Raw genomic sequence first — 18,504 nt, 5'->3', positions numbered from 1 at the left:
ACCCTTTATCCACGGGCCTTCCGGGGCCGCGTGCTTTCGCGCGCCCGAGGCCGTTTCCCATGCCCGCCTTCCGATATGAAGCCGCCGACGCGCTGGGCAACACCGTGCGCGGCACGCTCGAGGCCGACAGCGAGCGCGGCGCGCGCAACCAGCTGCGCGCGCGCGGCCTGCTTCCGCTTTCCACCGAGCTCGCCTCACGCGCCGCCGGCGGCGCACGCGCATTCGGCGCCCGCCTTTCCGATGCCGATCTCGCCTGGCTGACGCGCCAGCTCGCCAGCCTGCTCGCGGCGCGGCTGCCGCTGGATGCGGCGCTCAACGCCACGCTGGAGCAGGCCGAAAAGAAGCACATCGCCGCCGTGCTGCAGGCCGTGCGCGACGACGTGCGCGCCGGCCACCGCCTGTCCGCCGCGCTGGCCGCAAGACCGCGCGACTTCCCCGAGATCTACCGCGCCCTGGTGGGCGCGGGCGAAGAATCGGGCGACCTGGCGCTCGTCATGGAGAAACTGGCCAGCTATATCGAAGAACGCAACGCGCTGCGCGGCAAGGTGCTCACGGCCTTCATCTATCCGGCCGTGGTGGCCTGCGTGTCGGTCATCATCGTGATCTTCCTGCTGGGCTACGTCGTGCCGCAGGTCGTGTCGGCTTTCAGCCAGGCGCGCCAAACGCTGCCGCTGCTCACCCGCGCGATGCTGGCGCTGTCCGCCTTCGTGCGCGACCAGGGCGCGGCCAGCGGCGCGGCCCTGACGCTGGGCATCGCGCTGTGGCGCCACGCGCTGCGCGCGCCCGCCGCGCGCAAGGCGTGGCATGCGCGCCTGCTGCGCATGCCGCTGGCCGGCCGCTTCGTGCTCGGCGTCAACGCGGCGCGCTTCGCCTCCACGCTGGCCATACTGTGCGGCAGCGGCGTCGCCCTGCTGGCTTCCCTGGAAGCGGCGCGGCGCACGCTGGGCAACGACGTGCTGCGCGACGCCGTGGACCAGGCCGCCTCCCGCGTACGCGAAGGCGCCTCGCTCTCGGCGTCGCTGGGCGCGCAGAAAGTTTTTCCCTCACTGCTCGTGCACCTCATCGCCAGCGGTGAAAAAACCGGCCGCCTGCCCGAGCTGCTCGACCGCGGCGCCCAGACCCTGTCGCGCGACCTCGAACGCCGCGCGCTCGCCATGACCGCCCTGCTCGAACCTGCGCTCATCCTGCTCATGGGCGGCTTCGTGCTGCTCATCGTGCTCGCCGTCATGATGCCCATCCTGGAAATGAACCAGCTGATCCGGTGACGCCACGCCTCGCCGGGCGGCAAGCATGACGCATCTTCGACGCGCATTGCAGGATCTCGCCGATTCCCTGCCCTCGCGGCCGATTTCCATCCTGCTTTCTCCAAGGCCGTCCGGTCGCGGCGTGCGCACGCAACCGGAACGTCGTCGTCCCCCGAAAGCACAGGCAAGCAGGGTGCTTGATCGTCTTGCACCAGATTCAACAATGACCGCGGCTGAAATGCCGAGGCCGACACCCCTGCAGGCGCGGCGTCGCGTCGCCATGAAACAAAACCCGCCACGAAGGGCGGGTTTGCGGCGGCGTCGGGGTGCGCGGTCAGAGGGCTTCTTCGTCGGCCTCGCCGGTGCGGATGCGGATGGCCTGTTCCACCGGGGTGACGAAGATCTTGCCGTCGCCGATCTTGCCGGTGCGGGCGGCCTTGAGCACGGCGTCGATGGCCTGCTCGACGCGGTCGTCGGGCAGCACCACTTCGACGCGGATCTTGGGGAGGAAGTCCACCACGTACTCGGCGCCGCGGTACAGCTCGGTGTGGCCTTTCTGGCGGCCGAACCCCTTGACCTCGGTCACGGTGAGGCCGCTGACGCCGACTTCGGCCAGCGCTTCGCGGACTTCGTCGAGTTTGAAGGGCTTGATGATGGCGGTGACTTGTTTCACGTTGCTCGTCCTGGTTTCTGGATCTGTTGCGGCGCCCGCCGGGCGCGATCGCCGGCCGGGCGCGATGGGTAAGAGAATACCACCGCCGGGGCGCCCCGGCGGGCCCGCCCGCCGCGCCGGGTAAACCCGGATCAGGGCTCCCGGTCGGGGATGAGATCGGCCTGGCGCAGCCAGACGGCGGATTCCGAATCGCTGGGCGCGCGCCAGTCGCCCCGCGGCGACAGCGACCCGCCGGAACCCACCTTGGGCGCATTGGGCACGCAGGTGCGCTTGAACTGGCTGAGGCGGAAAAAGCGGTCCAGGAAGAGCTTGAGATTGCGTTTGATGGCCGCCAGGTCGTAGGCGTTGCGCGCCACGTGGCCGCCCTCGGGCCAGTCGCCGGCGTCGCGGTCGCGCCAGGCGGCCAGCGCCAGGAACGCGACCTTGGTCGGCGCGAATCCGTAGCGCAGCGTGTAATACAGGTTGAAGTCCTGCAGCTCGTAGGGGCCGATGGCTTCTTCGCTCTTCTGCACCGGCTTGTCGTCGGCGTCGCCGGGCACGAGCTCGGGGCTCACGTCGGTGCCCAGCACGTCCAGCAGCACCGCGGCGCCCTCCCCGCCCAGGCGGCCCGATTCGGCGACCCAGCGCACGAGGTGGGTGATGAGCGTCTTGGGCACGCTGGCGTTGACGCTGTAGTGCGACATATGGTCGCCCACGCCGTAGGTGCACCAGCCCAGGGCCAGCTCGCTCAGGTCGCCGGTGCCGATCACGATGGCATTGTTCAGGTTGGCCAGCCGGAACAGGTGATTGGTGCGCTCGCCGGCCTGCACGTTCTCGAACGTGATGTCGTACACGGGCTGACCGCTGGCGTAGGGATGGCCCAGGTCTTTCAGCATCTGCAGGCAACTGGGCCGGATGTCGATTTCGGAGGCCGTGCAGCCCACCACCGCCATCAGGCGGCGCGCCTGCTGCAGCGTGCGCGCGCTGGTGGCGAAGCCCGGCATGGTGTAGGCCAGGATATTGGCGCGCGGCAGGCCCAGCGTGTCCATGGCTTGGGCGCAGACCAGCAGCGCGTGAGTGGAATCCAGCCCGCCCGAGATGCCGATGACGACCTTGGACATGCGGCTGGCCGACAGCCGCTGGACCAGGGCCTGCACCTGGATGTTGTAGACCTCCTTGCAGCGCTCGTCGCGCTGGCGGGGATCGGCCGGCACATAGGGAAAGCGCGCCACGCGGCGCGCCAGCGGCAGCTTCTGCGCCGCGCGCGGACCGCTCACCGGCACCGCAACGGCGCGAAAGCGCCGCACCTCGTCGTGGTGCCGCCGCACCGACTGGCCGAAGGTGGTCTGGCGCATGCGCTCGCGCGACAGGCGCTCGAGATCGACGTCGGCGAACACCAGATGCGAATGCGCCAGGAAGCGCTCCGATTCGGCCAGCAGTTCGCCGTTTTCGCAGATGATGGCCTGGCCGTCCCAGGCCAGGTCGGTGGAGGACTCGCCCCGGCCGGCCGAGGTATACAGGTAGGCCGACAGGCAGCGCGCCGACTGCTGGGCCACGAGCTGGTGCCGGTATTCGGACTTGCCGACCACGATGTTCGAGGCCGAGAGATTCACCAGCACGGTGGCGCCCGCCAGCGCCGCGTAGGAAGACGGCGGGATGGGCACCCAGACGTCTTCGCAGATCTCGACGTGGAACCGGAAAAGCGGCAGCCCCGCGAGCTGGAAGAGCAGCTCCGGACCGAAGGGCACGGTCTGCCCCAGCAGGGAAATCTCGCTGGCCGCCGCGCAGTCGGCCGCGCTGAACTGCCGGGCCTCATAGAATTCGCCGTAGTTGGGCAGGTAGCTCTTGGGCACCACGCCCAGGATGCGGCCGCCCGACACCACCACCGCGCAATTGAAAAGCTGGTGCGCCACGCGCAGCGGCGCGCCCACCACCAGCGCGATGTCCAGGTCGGCGGACGCCCGCGCCACCTCGGCCAGCGCCGTCTCGCAGGCATCGAGCAGCGCCTGCTGGTGAAAGAGATCGTCGCAGGTGTAGGCCGACAGGCCCAGCTCCGGAAACGCCGCCAGCACGGCGCCGCCCTGGGCCGCCTGGCGCGCCAGTTCGATGGTCTGCGCGGCGTTGTAGACCGGATCCGCGACCCTGCATTCGGGCACGCCCACGGCCACGCGAGCAAAGCCGTGGGAATACAGGTTGAAAAACGGGTTCGACATCGGGTTTCGCCTAGGATTCCAAGCGGAAAATTATCTCATGGGCCGTCGCCGCCCCGGCCGCGCGGCGCGGCGGCATCGCCGTCGCCGGCCGTCCCCGGCAGCATGGCCGGGCCCGGGCCGCCGCCCGGCCCGCTCTCGATGTCGCGTTCGGCCACGAGCGCCGCGCGGATCGCCCCCTCGCGCAGATAATTGCCCATGGCGCCGATGTCCGAACCCGAAGGCTGCTGGTACAGGCGCAGCCCGAGCTCGGGCAGGATGGCCAGCAAGTGGTCGAAGATGTCGCCCTGGATGCGCTCGTACTCCACCCAGGCCGTGATCGCGGTAAAGCAGTACACCTCCACCGGAATGCCGTCGGACTGCGGCTCCATCATGCGCACCATCATCGCCATGTCCTGGCGCACTTCCGGATTCTGCTTGAGATAGGCCAGCGCATAGGCGCGGAACGTGCCGATGTTGGTCAGGCGGCGGCGGTTGGCCGGCACCTGGGCCAGCTCGCCCATGCGCTGGTTGGTCTGGGCGATATCGGTGGTCTTGGCCTGCAGGTAGTCGCGCAGCAGCCTGAAGCGCATGAGCTGCTCGGCTTCCTCGCTGGTGAGAAAGCGCACGCTGCCGGCGTCGATGCGCAGGGTGCGCTTGATGCGCCGCCCGCCGGACTCGAACATCTGGCGGTAGTTGCGGTAGCTTTCCGAAAAAAGCTTGTACGTCGGCACCGTGGTGACGGTGTTGTCCCAGTTCTGCACCTTGACGGTATGCAGGGCGATGTCCTTGACGAAACCGTCGGCATTGGCCTGGGGCATTTCGATCCAGTCGCCGATGCGCAGCATGTCGTTGCTGGTGAGCTGGGTGCTGGCCACCAGCGAAAGCAGCGTGTCCTTGAAAACCAGCAGCAGCACCGCCGACAGCGCGCCCAGGCCGGAGATCATCCAGAGCGGCGAGCGGTCGATGAGAATGGAAAGCACCAGAATGGTGCACACGCCCAGGAGCACCAGCTTGCCGATCTGGATATAACCCTTGATGGACCGGGTCTGCGCCCGGGTGGAAGCCGAATAGGTGTCCTGCCAGGCGCTCAGCACGCCGGAAAACGCCGTGAAGAGGCAGATCCAGGCGCCCGCATGCGCCAGCCGGCCCACCACCGCGGCCACCTTCTCCACGTGCGGCACCAGTTCGATGCCCAGCGACACCACGGCGAACGGCACGGCGTACCAGAGATTGCGGTAGGCGCGCCGGCGCTGCAGGGCCTGGTCCCAGTCGCTGCGGCCGCTGAGCACCAGCAGGCGGTGCGCGAAAAACAGAACGATGCGCGCCACCACCCACTGGACGAAAAGCGCGGCCAGCACGAGCACGGCCAGGCCCACCAGGGTCTGGGCCCATATCTCGCGCGGCAGGTAGGTGTCGATCTGCGCGGTCAGGTCTTGCCATTCCACGGGCATAAGCGACGTATTCTCCGAGAATCGTTGTCAACCAGCAGGAATTATGCTGCATCCGCGCCCGGCCCCGCCGCCGGCCGGGATTCCGCGGGGCGGGGCCGGGCGCCCGCCGCCGGCGATCACCTATAATTCCGCCCATCATGGCAAAGACTCCCTCCTCCGACCAAAACCAGTTCGCCAACAAGGCGCAAGCCTGGTCCGCCCGGTTCTCCGAGCCGGTTTCCGAACTCGTCAAACGCTACACGGCGTCCGTGGACTTCGACAAGCGCCTGGCCCGCTGCGACATCCAGGGCTCGCTCGCCCATGCCGACATGCTGGCCGCCCAGGGCATCATCGGCGCGCAGGACCTGGCCGACATCCAGCGCGGCATGACGCAGATCCTGTCCGAGATCGAAGCCGGCAGCTTCCAGTGGCTGCTCGACCTCGAAGACGTGCACCTGAACATCGAGAAGCGCCTGGTGGAGCTGGTGGGAGACGCGGGCAAGCGCCTGCACACCGGCCGCTCGCGCAACGACCAGGTCGCCACCGACATCCGCCTGTGGCTGCGCGCCGAAATCGACAACCTGCTCGACCTGCTGCGCCAGTTGCGCCGCGCGCTGGCCACGGTGGCGCTGGAAAACGCCGCCACCATCATGCCAGGCTTCACCCACCTGCAAGTGGCCCAGCCCGTCACGTTCGGCCACCACCTGCTTGCCTACGCGGAGATGTTCGGCCGCGACGCCGAGCGCCTGGCCGACTGCCGCAAGCGGGTCAACCGCCTGCCGCTGGGCGCGGCCGCCCTGGCCGGCACGTCCTTTCCCATCGACCGCGAGCGCGTCGCCAAAACGCTGGGCTTCGACGGCGTGTGCCGCAACTCGCTGGACGCGGTGTCCGACCGCGACTTCGCCATCGAGTTCTGCGCCGCCGGCGCGCTCATCATGACGCACGTCTCGCGCCTGTCCGAAGAGCTGGTGCTCTGGATGAGCCCGCGCGTGGGCTTCATCGACCTGGCAGACCGCTTCTGCACCGGCAGCTCCATCATGCCGCAAAAAAAGAACCCCGACGTGCCCGAGCTGGCGCGCGGCAAGACCGGCCGCGTCAACGGCCACCTGGTCGCCCTGCTCACCCTCATGAAGGGCCAGCCCCTGGCCTACAACAAGGACAACCAGGAAGACAAGGAAGGCCTGTTCGACACGGTGGACACGCTGCGCGACACGCTCACCATCTTCGCGGACATGGCCGCCGGCATCAAGGTGAAGGCCGACAACATGCGCGCCGCCGCGCTGCAGGGCTACGCCACCGCCACCGACCTGGCCGATTACCTCGTCAAGCGCGGCGTGCCTTTCCGCGACGCCCACGAAGTGGTGGCGCACGCCGTGCGCGACTGCGAACAGCGCGGCTGCGACCTGGCCGACCTGTCGCTCGCCGACCTCAAGGCCTATCATCCGGCCATCGGCGACGACGTGCACCAGGTGCTCACGCTGGAAGGCTCCGTGGCCGCCCGCAAGCACGTGGGCGGCACCGCGCCCGAGCGCGTGGCCGAGGAGGCGCGGCGCGTGCTGGCCGAAACCGCGGCCTGATCCCGCGACTTCCGTTTCCGCACCCCGAACGGCCCCGGCGGCATCGACCGCCGGGGCCGTTTGCATCGGGCGCGGCGCCCGCCGCCGGCACGCGCTAAATATGCAGCGCGTGCCCCAGCGCCTTGAGCGCGGCTTCCTGCACCGCCTCGCCCAGCGTCGGATGAGCGTGGATGGTGCCGGCCGCGTCTTCCAGCGTGGCGCCCATTTCGAGCGATTGCGAGAACGCCGTCGCCAATTCCGACACGCCGCGTCCCACGGCCTGCCAGCCCAGCACCAGGTGGTTGTCGCGCCGGGCCACCACGCGCACGAAGCCGTCGGTGGATTCGAGCGTCATGGCGCGGCCGTTGGCCGCGAAGGGGAACTGCGCGACGACGCAATCCAGCCCGGCGGACTCGGCCTGCGCGGGCGAAAGACCGGCCACCACGACCTCAGGGTCGGTGAAGCACACGGCCGGGATGCTGGCCGGCTGGAAGTGCCGGCGCCGGCCCGCCACCAGCTCGGCCACCATCTCGCCCTGGGCCATGGCGCGGTGCGCCAGCATGGGCTCGCCGGTCAGGTCGCCGATGGCCCAGACGTTGCGCATGGAAGTGCGGCACTGGTCGTCCACGCGCAGCGCGTTGCCCTTGCGGTCGAGCTGCAGGCCCTCCAGCCCCCAGCCCTGCGTGCGGGGACGCCGGCCCACGGCGAGCAGCACGCGGTCGGCCGCGAGCAGCGTCTCGGCGCCGGCGCCGTCCTGCACGCGCAGCGCGTTGCCCGCCGCGTTCAGGCCGAGCACCTTGCGGCCCAGGTGCAGTTCGACGCCCATTTTCTCCAGCGCCGCCGCCACGGGCTTGGTGAGATCCGCGTCGTATGTGGGCAGAATGCGGTCCTGCGCCTCGACCACGGCCACTTCCGCCCCCAGCTTGCGATAGACCGTGCCCAGCTCCAGGCCGATATAGCCTCCGCCCACGACCACCAGCTTGCGGGGAATGCTGTCGGGCGACAGCGCCTCGGTGGAAGAGATCACCATGCCGCCGAACGGCACGGAGGGCAGCGGCGTGGGTTCGGAGCCGGCCGCCAGCAGCAGATGCTCGCACTGGATGCGCAGCCGGCCGTCGGCCGTCTGGACTTCGGCCGTCTTGCCGTCCAGCAGGCTGGCCCAGCCGCGCACCACTTCGACGCCGTTTTTCTTGAGCAGCGCCGCCACGCCGCCCGTCAGGCGCGAGACGATGCCGTCCTTCCAGGCCACGGTCTTGCGGATGTCGATGGCGGGCGCCTGCACCGAGATGCCCAGCGCCGACTCGCCCGCGTAATGCCTCGCCTTGCCGAACTCCTCGGCGGCGTGGATGAGCGCCTTGGACGGGATGCAGCCGATGTTCAGGCAAGTGCCGCCCAGGCTGGCGCCCTCCACGAGCACGGTGGGCACGCCCAGCTGCCCGGCTCGGATGGCGGCCACGTAGCCGCCGGGACCGCCGCCGATCACGAGCAGGGTTGTCGTCTTGGTAGTCTGGCTCATGATCACTCCACGAAAAGCAGCGCGGGTTGTTCCAGCAGCGCGCGCACGGCCTGGATGAAGCGCGCCGCGTCCATGCCGTCGACCACACGGTGGTCGAACGAGGAGGACAGGTTCATCAGTTTGCGCGCCACCACCGCGCCTTCCTTGAAGGCCGGGCGTTCCACGATGCGGTTCACGCCGACGATGCCCACCTCGGGATGGTTGATGACGGGAGTGGTGACGATGCCGCCCAGCGGCCCCAGGCTGGTGATGGTGATGGTGGACCCGGACAGCTCGTCGCGGGTGGCCGCGCCGGCGCGCACCGCCTGCGCCAGCCGCGCGATTTCGTCGGCCATGGACCAGAGGTCGCGCGCCTCGGCGTGGCGCATCACGGGCACCATGAGGCCGCCGTCGCTCTGGGTGGCGATGCCCAGGTGCACTGCGCCGTAGCGCGTCACCACGCCCGCTTCGTCGTCGTAGCGCGCATTGATCTGCGGGAAGTCGCGCAGCGCGATCACCATGGCCCGGGCCAGGAACGGCAGCAGCGTGAGCTTGCCGCGCGACTCGCCCCAGCGCTGGTTGAGCTGCGCGCGCAGCGCTTCGAGCTCGGTCACGTCGATTTCCTCGACGTAGCTGAAATGCGGGATGCGGCGCTTGGACTCCTGCATCTTCTGCGCGATCTTGCGCCGCAGACCGATGACGGGCACCGCTTCCTCGTCGTGGCGCTGCGCATAGGCGCCGCCGCGGACGGCCTGGCCGCTCCCGGACGACTTCAGGTAGGCATCCAGGTCTTCGTGCAGGATGCGCCCGGCCGGGCCGCTGCCCGGCACGTAGCGCAGCTCGATGCCCAGGTCCCAGGCGCGCTTGCGCACCGCGGGCGAGGCCAGCGGTTTTTCGCCCGGCTGGCGCGCGGCGGCGGGCGCTGCGGCGGGCCGCTCGCGCGGGATGCGCGGCGCGGGCGGCGGCGCGGGTTCGCGGGCGGCCGGCTCGCGCCGGGACTCGGGCCCGGTCGCGGGCCCGGTCGCGGGCCTGGCCGCCGGCGCGGCGGGCGCCGCCTTGGGATGCGCGGGTGCGGCTGCCGGCGCGGCGCCCGGCTTCTCGTTGCCCTCGCCTTCCACCTCCAGCCGGATCAGCTCGCTGCCCACGGTCATCACCTGGCCGACTTCGCCGCCCAGCGACACTACCTTGCCCACCACGGGCGAGGGAATCTCCACCGTGGCCTTGTCGGTCATGACGTCGGCCAGCGGCTGGTCTTCGGCGACCTCGTCGCCCACCTTGACGTGCCAGCCCACCAGTTCGACCTCGGCAATGCCTTCGCCGATGTCGGGCATCTTGATGACATGAATCCCCATCTCACACCTCCATCGTGCGTTTGAACGCTTCGCCGACCCGGCGCGGGCCGGGGAAGTACGCCCATTCCTGCGCGTGCGGATACGGGGTGTCCCACCCCGTCACGCGTTCCACGGGCGCCTCCAGGTGATGGAAGCAATGTTCCTGGACCAGGGCCACCAGCTCGGCGCCGAAGCCGCAGGTGCGCGTGGCCTCGTGCACCACCACGCAGCGGCCGGTCTTCCTGACCGAGTTCACGATGGTTTCCAGGTCCAGCGGCCACAGGCTGCGCAGGTCGATGATCTCGGCGTCGATGCCGGTTTCCTCGGCGGCCGTCGCCGAGACGTGCACGGTGGTGCCATAGGTGAGCACGGTGAGCGCCGAGCCCGGCCGCACGATGGCGGCGCTTTCCAGGGGCACGGTGTAGTAGCCCGTGGGCACCATGCTGCCCGGCCGCCCGGTCCAGGGCGTGACGGGCCGGTCGTGGTGGCCGTCGAAGGGACCGTTGTACAGGCGCTTGGGCTCCAGGAAGATCACCGGATCGTCGTTCTCGATGGCGGCGATGAGCAGGCCCTTGGCGTCGTAGGGGTTGGACGGCATCACGGTGCGCAGGCCGCAGACCTGCGTGAACATGGCCTCGGGACTCTGGCTGTGCGTCTGCCCGCCATAAATGCCGCCGCCGCAAGGCATGCGGATGGTCATGGGCGCGATGAACTCGCCCACCGAGCGGTAGCGCAGGCGCGCGGCCTCCGACACGATCTGGTCGGAGGCCGGATAGAAGTAGTCGGCGAACTGGATTTCGCACACGGGACGCAGGCCGTAGGCGCCCATGCCCACCGCCACGCCCACGATGCCGCCCTCGGAAATGGGCGTGTCGAACACGCGCGAGGCGCCGTACTTGGCCTGCAACCCTTCGGTGCAGCGGAACACCCCGCCGAAATAGCCCACGTCCTGGCCGAACACCACCACGTTGCCGTCGCGCTCCAGCATGACATCCATGGCCGAGCGCAAAGCCTGGATCATGGTCATCGACACGGAGGCCGGACCAGCGTTGTTATCGATAGCCATGATCACACTCCGAGCTGCTGGCGCTGCCGGCGCAGGTGCTCCGGCATGTCCTTGTACACGTCTTCGAACATGCTGGCGGCGCTGGGCACGTGGCCGTCGACCAGCGTGCCGTAGCTTTCCGCTTCCTTCTGGGCGGCCTGGATCTCGGCCTCGAGCTCGGCGCGCAGCGCCTCGTGCTGCTCGTCGGACCAGATGCCGCGCACGATCAGGTGCTTCTTGAAGCGCGCGATCGGGTCGCCCAGGGGGAAGTGGCTCCAGTCGTCGCCCGGCCGGTACTTGGAGGGGTCGTCGGACGTGGAATGCGGGCCGGCGCGGTATGTGACCCACTCGATGAGCGTGGGGCCCAGGTTGCGGCGGGCGCGCTCGGCGGCCCACCGCGAAGCCGCATACACGGCCAGGAAGTCGTTGCCGTCCACCCGCAGCGAGGCGATGCCGCAGCCCACGCCGCGCCCGGCGAAGGTGGCGCCCTCGCCGCCCGCGATGGCCTGGAACGTCGAAATGGCCCACTGGTTGTTGACCACGTTCAGGATGACGGGCGCGCGATACACGTGCGCAAAGGTGAGCGCGGTATGGAAATCGGCCTCGGCCGTGGCGCCGTCGCCGATCCAGCCCGAGGCGATGCGGGTGTCGCCCTTGATGGCCGAGGCCATGCCCCAGCCCACGGCCTGGATGAACTGCGTGGCCAGGTTGCCCGAGATGGAGAAAAAGCCCGCCTCGCGGTCGGAATACATGACCGGCAACTGCCTGCCCTTGAGCGGATCGCGCTCGTTGGACATGAGCTGGCACATCATGGTGACGAGCGACACGTCGCGCGCGAGCAGGATACTCTGCTGGCGGTAGGTCGGAAAACACATGTCGCCGCGTTCCAGCGCCATGGCATGCGCCGAGCCGATGGCTTCCTCGCCCAGGCTCTGCATGTAGAAGGAAATCTTTTTCTTGCGCTGGGCGGTCAGCATGCGCGCATCGAAAATGCGCGTCTTGAGCATGGCGCGCATGCCCGCGCGCAACTGGTCGTCGCTCAGCTCCGGCGCCCAGGGCCCCACCGCGCGGCCGTCGTCGTCGGTCACGCGCACCAGGCTGTAGGCCAGGCCCAGCGTATCGACCGCCGCGACATCAATAGGGGGTTTGGGCACCTCGCCGGCCGGCGAGACCTGCAGATAGGAAAAATCCGTCTTGCAACCCGGACGCCCGGTAGGCTCGGGGACGTGCAGCTTCAGCGGCCCGTATTGGCTCATGTATTGTCTCCACGCTTGATCGTGTCATGCGTCTTTCTTCTGTACAAGGCGCCGCGCGGAGGGATGGCCCGCGCGCCGCCGTCGCCGTCCGCGCATAAGGGATAAGCCATGCGCGGACCCGAGGAGATTAGCACAGGGGAGCGTCCCCGCACATCGCGCCCATGGCGGTGCGGGATGTGCCGGGCCGGGGCTGTCCGCTTATTTCGGGCCGGTCCATTCCGTGACGTAATCGCGGAAGTCCGGACGCTCGACCTGAGGCACGGCGCAGGCGGGCGTGCCCACGGCCAGAAAACCCAGGAAGCGGTAGTCCAGCGGGTCCAGCCCCAGGGCCTCCTGCACCGCCTCCACATATGTGCCCATGCCCGTGCTCCAGAATGCGCCATAGCCCAGCATGTGCACCGCGTTCAACAGGTTCATCGCGGCCGCGCCCGTGGCCAGCAACTGCTCCTGCTCGGGAATCTTGGTGTTGTCGTGGGCGATCTTCTGCGCCACGCCGATGAACAGCGGCACCGCCGCCATCCATTCGCGCACGGCCTTTTCCTTTTCCGGCGTCATGCGCGGATCGCCGCTTTCCTTCACGGCGGCCAGCGCCAGGTCCGCCAGCTTGCCGATGGCTTCGCCGCGGATCAGCACGAAGCGCCACGGACGCAGCTTGCCGTGGTCCGGGGCCGACATGGCGGTCTGCAGGATCTGGTCGAGCTCTTCGGGCTTGGGCGCGGGCGCGCGCAGGAACTTGACCGAACGGCGGGAAGCAAGGGCGTGCAGGGGCGTGACGGCAGTGGAGGAAGTCATGGGCAGGTGGGTGCGCAAACGTCGTAAATGGTAAAGAAACAGATTCTCATGATACGCCACGGCGCCGCCGCGGCCGGGCATCTCCACGCCCCGGCCGCGGTTATCGGCCGCGGGTCAGCCCAGGTGCGTGTGGCGCTCCTGGCGCTCTTCGACCTGCATCTCGGACAGGCCATGCAGAATGCCGCAGTCTTCGGCGTCGGGCCGCGCGCGCAGGCAGCGCTGCCGGATTTCCATCAGCTGCGTCTTGAGATGGGTCAGCTCGGCGATGCGCTCGTCCACGTGCGCGATATGTTCGTCGAACAGCTCGTTGATGGGGCCGCAGCCGCTCTGGTGGTCGTCGGCCAGCGACAAAATGGCGCGGATTTCGTCCTGCGTCATGTCCAGCGCCCGGCAGTTGCGGATCAGCCGCAGGCGGTCCAGATGGGCCTGCCCGTAGCTGCGGTAATTGTTCAGGCTGCGCTGCGGCGCAGGCAGCAGCCCCTCTTTCTCGTAGTACCTGACCGTCTCGACCGTGGTGCCGGCCGCCGAAGCCAATTCGCCAATTCTCATCGCTGCCTCCCGGGCCGGGCCCGCTGGGATCGTTACTTGACCCTATAGTAACTCCAAGGTGTGCAATAGCGTCGTCCAGCTTATCGGAGCCTCATACGCCATGTCCTTACCCCCGGTCAAATCCCCTGCAGATCACCCCGACGGCGACGCCCTGCGCTGCGCGGGCCATGGCTGCCGCCACGGCCATGGCGCTGCTCCCGACCATGGGCACGACCATAGACACGGCGGCGGACACGACGGCCACGGCCATCCTGCCCACGACCATGCCCCCGCCGGGGCCGGATCCCCCTCGCCCGGGCTGACCGCGGGCCCCGGACAGGCCGTCGCCCGGCTGCGCATCGGCCAGATGGACTGCCCCACCGAAGAAACCCTCATCCGCAAGAAGCTCAACGGCCTGGAGGGGGTGCACGCGCTGGATTTCAACCTCATGCAGCGCGTGCTCACCGTGGTGCATGCCGAAGGGGCGCTGGACCGCATCATGGCGGCCATCCACGCCCTGGGCATGACGCCCGAGCCGCTGGCCCGCGAGGCCGGCCGCGCGCCCGCCCCCGCGCGATCCCGCTCGCGCGCGCAGCTCTGGACCATGGGCGCGGCGGGCGTGCTGGCCGCGCTTTCCGAGGCGGTCCATTTCGCCGGCCTGCCCCTGGCGCTGTCGGCCGTGCTCGCCGTGGCCGCCATCCTGACCTGCGGCCTGGACACTTACCGCAAGGGCTGGATCGCCGTGCGCAACGGCAATCTCAACATCAACGCGCTCATGAGCATCGCCGTCACGGGCGCGGCGCTTATCGGGCAGTGGCCGGAAGCGGCCATGGTGATGTTCCTGTTCAATGTCGCCGAGCTCATCGAGGCCCGTTCGCTGGACCGCGCCCGCAACGCCGTGCGCGGACTGCTCGACCTGGCGCCCGAGAAAGCCACCGTGCGCCAGGCCGACGGCCAATGGCGCGAGACGCTGGCCGCAGCGCTACGGCCGGGCGACATCGTGCGCGTGAGGCCCGGCGAGCGCATCGCGGCCGACGGCGTCATCGTGGACGGCCGCTCCGCGCTCGACCAGTCGCCCATCACCGGCGAGAGCCTGCCAGTGGAAAAAACCCGGGACGATCCGGTATACGCCGCCACGGTCAACACTTATGGCTCCTTCGAATACCGGGTCACGGCCGCCGCCGGCGACACCACCCTGGCCCGCATCATCCACGCGGTGGAGCAGGCCCAGGGCGCGCGGGCGCCCACGCAGCGCTTCATCGACCGCTTCTCGCGGATATACACCCCGGCAGTAGTGGCCATCGCGCTGCTCGTCGCCGTGCTGCCGCCGCTGGCGCTGGGCCAGGCCTGGCACGAAGCCATCTACCGGGCCCTGGCCCTGCTCATCATCGCCTGCCCCTGCGCGCTGGTGATATCCACCCCGGTCAGCATCGTCAGCGGCCTCACCGCCGCCTCGCGGCGCGGCATCCTCGTCAAGGGCGGCGTGTATCTGGAAACCGGCCGCCACCTGAAATGGCTGGCGCTCGACAAGACCGGCACGCTCACGCACGGCAAGCCCGTACAGACCGACATGCGGGAATGGAACGCCGCGCCGACCGGCGCGGCGCCGGCGGCGCAGATCGCGGCCAGCCTCGCGGCCCGCTCGGACCACCCGGTGTCGCTGGCGCTGGCCCAGGCGGCCCGCGCGGCCGGCGAACCGCTGCTCGAGGTGCAGGACTTCGCCGCCCTGCCCGGCCGCGGCGTGAGCGGGCGCGTGCAGGGCAGGCTGTTCCACCTGGGCAACCTCCGGCTCATGACCGAGCTGGGCGTTTCCTCGGCCGAACTCGAAGCCCGCATGGACGAGCTCGAAAAACAGGGCAAGAGCGTCATCGCGCTCACCGATGGCGAGCGCCCGCTGGCGCTGGCCGCCGTGGCCGACACGGTGCGGCCGGCCAGCGCCGCGGCGGTGGCCGACCTGCACGGCCTGGGCGTGCGCACCCTCATGCTGACGGGCGACAATGCGCACACGGCGCGAGCCATCGCCTCCCAGGTGGGCATCGACGAAGCCCGGGGCGACCAGTTGCCCGAAGACAAGCTCGCGGCCATCGAATCCAAGCTCTCCGTCCAGGGCAAGGTCGGCATGGTGGGCGACGGCATCAACGACGCGCCCGCGCTGGCGCGCGCCGACATCGGATTCGCCATGGGCGCGGCCGGCACCGGCACCGCCATCGAAACGGCGGATGTCGCCCTCATGGACGACGACCTGCGCAAGATCGGCACCTTCGTGCGCCTGTCGCGGGCCACGCACCGGGTGCTGGTGCAGAACATCGTGCTGGCGCTCGGCATCAAGGCGGTATTCCTGGCGCTGGCCATCACGGGCCACGCCACGCTGTGGATGGCCGTGTTCGCGGACGTGGGCGCCAGCCTGCTGGTGGTGGCCAACGGGCTGCGCCTGCTGCGCGCAGCGCCTGCCGCGCCGCCTCCCGCGGCCGCCGGCGCGGCCTGAAAAGCGCGGGCCGGCGGCCTCAGCCGGCCTGCTCCTCCTGGGGCCAGTCTCGCAGCACGGGCGCGTCCGCCGCGCCCGGGCCCACGTCCCTCAGGTGGTCGTCCTGCAGGATCGACATGCGGTAGGCGTCGCGGTAGGCGCCGTTGGAAAAGAACTCCTCGCGCAGCAGCCCTTCCACCTTGAAGCCGCAACGCTCGTAGATGTGCACGGCGGCGGCGTTTTCCTTGTCCACCACCAGATAGACCTTGTGCAGGTTGAGCACGCGGAAGGCGTAGCCCACCGCGATGCGCGTGGCCGCCTTGGCGTAGCCCCTGCCCTGGAAGCTCGGCGCGATGATGATCTGGAACTCCGCCCGCCGGTGGATGTAGTCGATCTCGACCAGTTCCACCAGGCCGGCCGGCTGCCCCGTGTCGTGCTCGATGATGAAACGGCGCTCGCTCTGGTCGTGCAGGTGGCGGTCGTACAGTGCCACCAGCTCGTCGTAGGCCTCGTAGGGCTCTTCGAACCAGTAACGCATGATGACGTCGTTGTTGTTGATCTTGTGCACAAAATGCAGATCGCCGCGCTCCAGCGGCCTGAGCCTGATATCGGACACCGTGGTCATGTTTGCCTCTCGAAGTGCGGCCCATTGTAGGCCCGGCCGGCACGGCCCCCGCACGCGGCCCCGCCTCACGCCAGCCCGAGTTTAAGAAAACTCTTATCCATGGTGGCCCGCTCCTCCCTCAAGATTGCAAAATATTTCCGCACCTTTCAGAAATATTGCATTGCTGTGCCCAGCACAGGCCACCGCCGAGCCACCAGGAGGAATTCGGGCCATGGAGAACCAAGAACGCGAGCTGCTGCTGACGCTCACCGAAACCGTCCACAAGCTCGCCGAAATCATCGCGCACAACCACGCGCAGCTCGAGGCGCTGCGCACCGTCATGGTCGGCGTGCACGGCGCGCTCTGCGGCGAGCCCGAACTGCGGGCCCGCATCGAGGAATCGCTGGCCGCCTCGCTGGAAGGCAGCTACGCCATGGTGCTGGGCACATCCTTGTCCGACGACATCCTCACGCTGCGCGAGCAATGGCTGTCGGCCCTCATCCCCGCCGACGTCTGGAAACGCCTGCGCGCCCGCACCGAAGCCTGACCCCGCCGCCTGTTTTCCCGCGCGGGCGCTCTTTCCATGCCTGCGTCCCACCCTCTGGAGCCCCCCGATGTTCAGAAATATCACCCTGCGCCGCGGCATGCTCGCCCTGTTGCTGCTGCTGGCGGGCGCCATGTTCGTGTCCAACGGCACCGCCTGGATGAGCCTGCGCACCAGCAACCAGAACCTGGCCGCCGTCAACGACAGCTATTCCCTGCAGGCCATCGAGCTCAGCAACGCCTACCTGGTCTTCCTGCGGGCGCGGCTGATCATGGCGAACGCGTACATGGACCTGCAGCAGGGAGATTCCAAGCAGGCCGCCGCCGACCTGCAGCGCGCGACCGCCATGCACGCGCAAGCCGCGGCCCGCCTGCGGGATTTCATCGACGCGCCGCAGCTCGACGGCACCCGGGACCACGTGGCCGCCCTGACCCAGGCCTACGAGCGCTACCAGGCCGCCGTCGACGCCCAGGTGGAGGCGCTGGCCGCCCAGGACCCCGCCAGTTTCCAGAAGCTCGCGGCCCAATCCCGCGCCGTCACCTCCGAGTTCAACGCCGCCGCCATGGCATTCCTCGAGGCCATCGACAGAATCACCAACACCATGGTGACCGACGCCGCGCGCGATTATGCCCGCGCCCGCGCCATCGCCATCGCCATGGTGCTGATCTGCGTGGCGCTCACCGTCCTGGGCTGGACCTTCATGCGCAAGGTGGTGCTGCAGCCCCTGCAGGAAGCCGGCGCGCACTTCGAGCGCATCGCCCAGGACGATCTCACCGCGCGCATCGAGGTGCGCAGCGCCAACGAAATCGGCCAGATGTTCGCCGCCATCAAGCGCATGCAGGAGGCGCTGACGCGCACCGTGTCTTCCGTCTATCGCGGCGTCGAGGAAATCACCGTGGGCGCGCAGCAGATCGCCGCCGGCAACATGGACCTGTCGCGCCGCACCGAAGAACAGGCCGCCTCGCTGGAAGAAACGGCCGCCTCCATGGAGCAGCTTGCCGCCACCGTCAAGCAGAACGCCGAAAACGCGCGCCAGGCCAATGCGCTGGCGGGCGGCGCGTCCGAGGCCGCCGGCCGCGGCAGCGCCGTCATGGCCGAAGTCGTGCAGACCATGGAAGGCATCGCCACGAGCTCGGGCAAGATCGTCGAAATCGTGTCGGTCATCGACGGCATCGCCTTCCAGACCAACATCCTCGCGCTCAACGCGGCGGTGGAAGCGGCGCGCGCGGGCGACCAGGGCAAGGGTTTCGCCGTGGTCGCGGGCGAGGTGCGCGCCCTGGCCCAGCGCAGCGCCCAGGCTGCCAAGGAAATCAAGAATCTCATCACCCGATTCGGCCGCCTCCGTGCGGGCCGGCTCCGAACAGGTCGAAC

14 protein-coding genes and 2 pseudogenes are annotated in these 18,504 nt (G+C 69.2%); 6 read left to right on the top strand and 10 right to left on the bottom strand.

The genetic code is table 11. The annotated features are described in order from the left end of the window. Positions 1-59: 59 nt before the first annotated feature. A complete protein-coding gene (gene gspF / locus NGJ44_RS12585) occupies positions 60-1,265 on the top strand; it encodes a type II secretion system inner membrane protein GspF (protein WP_251864117.1) in 1,206 nt (401 codons plus the stop codon). Between the two features lie 313 nt (positions 1,266-1,578). Here gspF and NGJ44_RS12580 read toward each other — a convergent pair whose 3' ends face one another. From NGJ44_RS12580 to NGJ44_RS12570, 3 genes are all read right to left on the bottom strand, one after another. Beyond that, positions 1,579-1,917: a P-II family nitrogen regulator gene (locus NGJ44_RS12580; RefSeq protein WP_251864116.1), complete on the bottom strand. Its 339-nt coding sequence runs from the start codon at positions 1,915-1,917 to the stop codon at positions 1,579-1,581. Between the two features lie 131 nt (positions 1,918-2,048). Continuing rightward, complete coding sequence (locus NGJ44_RS12575; protein WP_251864115.1) at positions 2,049-4,109, bottom strand: NAD(+) synthase; 2,061 nt, start codon at positions 4,107-4,109, stop codon at positions 2,049-2,051. A gap of 35 nt (positions 4,110-4,144) precedes the next feature. Then, positions 4,145-5,539, bottom strand: a complete 1,395-nt coding sequence (locus tag NGJ44_RS12570; protein WP_251864114.1) for a mechanosensitive ion channel family protein — start codon at positions 5,537-5,539, stop codon at positions 4,145-4,147. 137 nt (positions 5,540-5,676) lie between these two features. On the opposite strand from NGJ44_RS12570, the gene argH reads away from it, so the two are divergent. Beyond that, positions 5,677-7,095 (top strand): argininosuccinate lyase, encoded by a 1,419-nt coding sequence (argH, locus tag NGJ44_RS12565; RefSeq protein WP_251864113.1) that lies wholly within the window; start codon positions 5,677-5,679, stop codon positions 7,093-7,095. Between the two features lie 94 nt (positions 7,096-7,189). Here the strand turns inward: argH and lpdA are convergent, their stop codons facing one another. The 6 genes from lpdA to cadR all read right to left on the bottom strand — a co-directional run bounded on the left by lpdA (position 7,190) and on the right by cadR (position 13,542). Next, a complete protein-coding gene (gene lpdA / locus NGJ44_RS12560; protein WP_251864112.1) occupies positions 7,190-8,590 on the bottom strand; it encodes a dihydrolipoyl dehydrogenase in 1,401 nt (466 codons plus the stop codon). Between the two features lie 2 nt (positions 8,591-8,592). Then, positions 8,593-9,921 (bottom strand): dihydrolipoamide acetyltransferase family protein, encoded by a 1,329-nt coding sequence (locus tag NGJ44_RS12555; protein ID WP_251864111.1) that lies wholly within the window; start codon positions 9,919-9,921, stop codon positions 8,593-8,595. 1 nt (position 9,922) lies between these two features. Further along, the gene (locus tag NGJ44_RS12550; protein WP_251864110.1) at positions 9,923-10,966 is read right to left on the bottom strand and encodes an alpha-ketoacid dehydrogenase subunit beta; all 1,044 of its coding nucleotides are present in this window, start codon (positions 10,964-10,966) and stop codon (positions 9,923-9,925) included. Positions 10,967-10,968: 2 nt separating this feature from the next. Beyond that, the gene (locus tag NGJ44_RS12545; RefSeq protein ID WP_053246558.1) at positions 10,969-12,201 is read right to left on the bottom strand and encodes a 3-methyl-2-oxobutanoate dehydrogenase (2-methylpropanoyl-transferring) subunit alpha; all 1,233 of its coding nucleotides are present in this window, start codon (positions 12,199-12,201) and stop codon (positions 10,969-10,971) included. A 198-nt stretch (positions 12,202-12,399) separates the two neighbouring features. Continuing rightward, positions 12,400-12,993: a nitroreductase family protein gene (locus NGJ44_RS12540; RefSeq protein ID WP_053246560.1), complete on the bottom strand. Its 594-nt coding sequence runs from the start codon at positions 12,991-12,993 to the stop codon at positions 12,400-12,402. Between the two features lie 114 nt (positions 12,994-13,107). Further along, entirely contained in the window at positions 13,108-13,542 is a 435-nt protein-coding gene (cadR, locus tag NGJ44_RS12535) for a Cd(II)/Pb(II)-responsive transcriptional regulator (RefSeq protein WP_053246557.1), read from the bottom strand. 100 nt (positions 13,543-13,642) lie between these two features. On the opposite strand from cadR, the gene NGJ44_RS12530 reads away from it, so the two are divergent. After that, entirely contained in the window at positions 13,643-16,006 is a 2,364-nt protein-coding gene (locus NGJ44_RS12530) for a heavy metal translocating P-type ATPase (protein WP_353506956.1), read from the top strand. Between the two features lie 19 nt (positions 16,007-16,025). Here the strand turns inward: NGJ44_RS12530 and speG are convergent, their stop codons facing one another. After that, positions 16,026-16,610, bottom strand: coding sequence for a spermidine N1-acetyltransferase (speG, locus tag NGJ44_RS12525; RefSeq protein WP_251864109.1), 585 nt, complete (start codon positions 16,608-16,610; stop codon positions 16,026-16,028). Between the two features lie 211 nt (positions 16,611-16,821). Here speG and NGJ44_RS12520 point away from each other — a divergent pair, with 211 nt between their 5' ends. From NGJ44_RS12520 to NGJ44_RS23185, 3 genes and pseudogenes are all read left to right on the top strand, one after another. Beyond that, a complete protein-coding gene (locus NGJ44_RS12520; RefSeq protein ID WP_251864108.1) occupies positions 16,822-17,136 on the top strand; it encodes a hypothetical protein in 315 nt (104 codons plus the stop codon). A 67-nt stretch (positions 17,137-17,203) separates the two neighbouring features. Continuing rightward, positions 17,204-17,926, top strand: a pseudogene (locus NGJ44_RS23190) (Tar ligand binding domain-containing protein); the annotation flags it as partial. A 21-nt stretch (positions 17,927-17,947) separates the two neighbouring features. After that, positions 17,948-18,470, top strand: a pseudogene (locus NGJ44_RS23185) (methyl-accepting chemotaxis protein); the annotation flags it as partial. Between the last annotated feature and the right edge of the window lie 34 nt (positions 18,471-18,504).

This window comes from Achromobacter sp. Marseille-Q4962, assembly GCF_943737005.1.
Classification (GTDB): domain Bacteria; phylum Pseudomonadota; class Gammaproteobacteria; order Burkholderiales; family Burkholderiaceae_B; genus Achromobacter.
The sequence above is the reverse complement of the archived record's forward strand: the minus strand, read 5'-3'. Positions and strand labels throughout refer to the sequence as shown.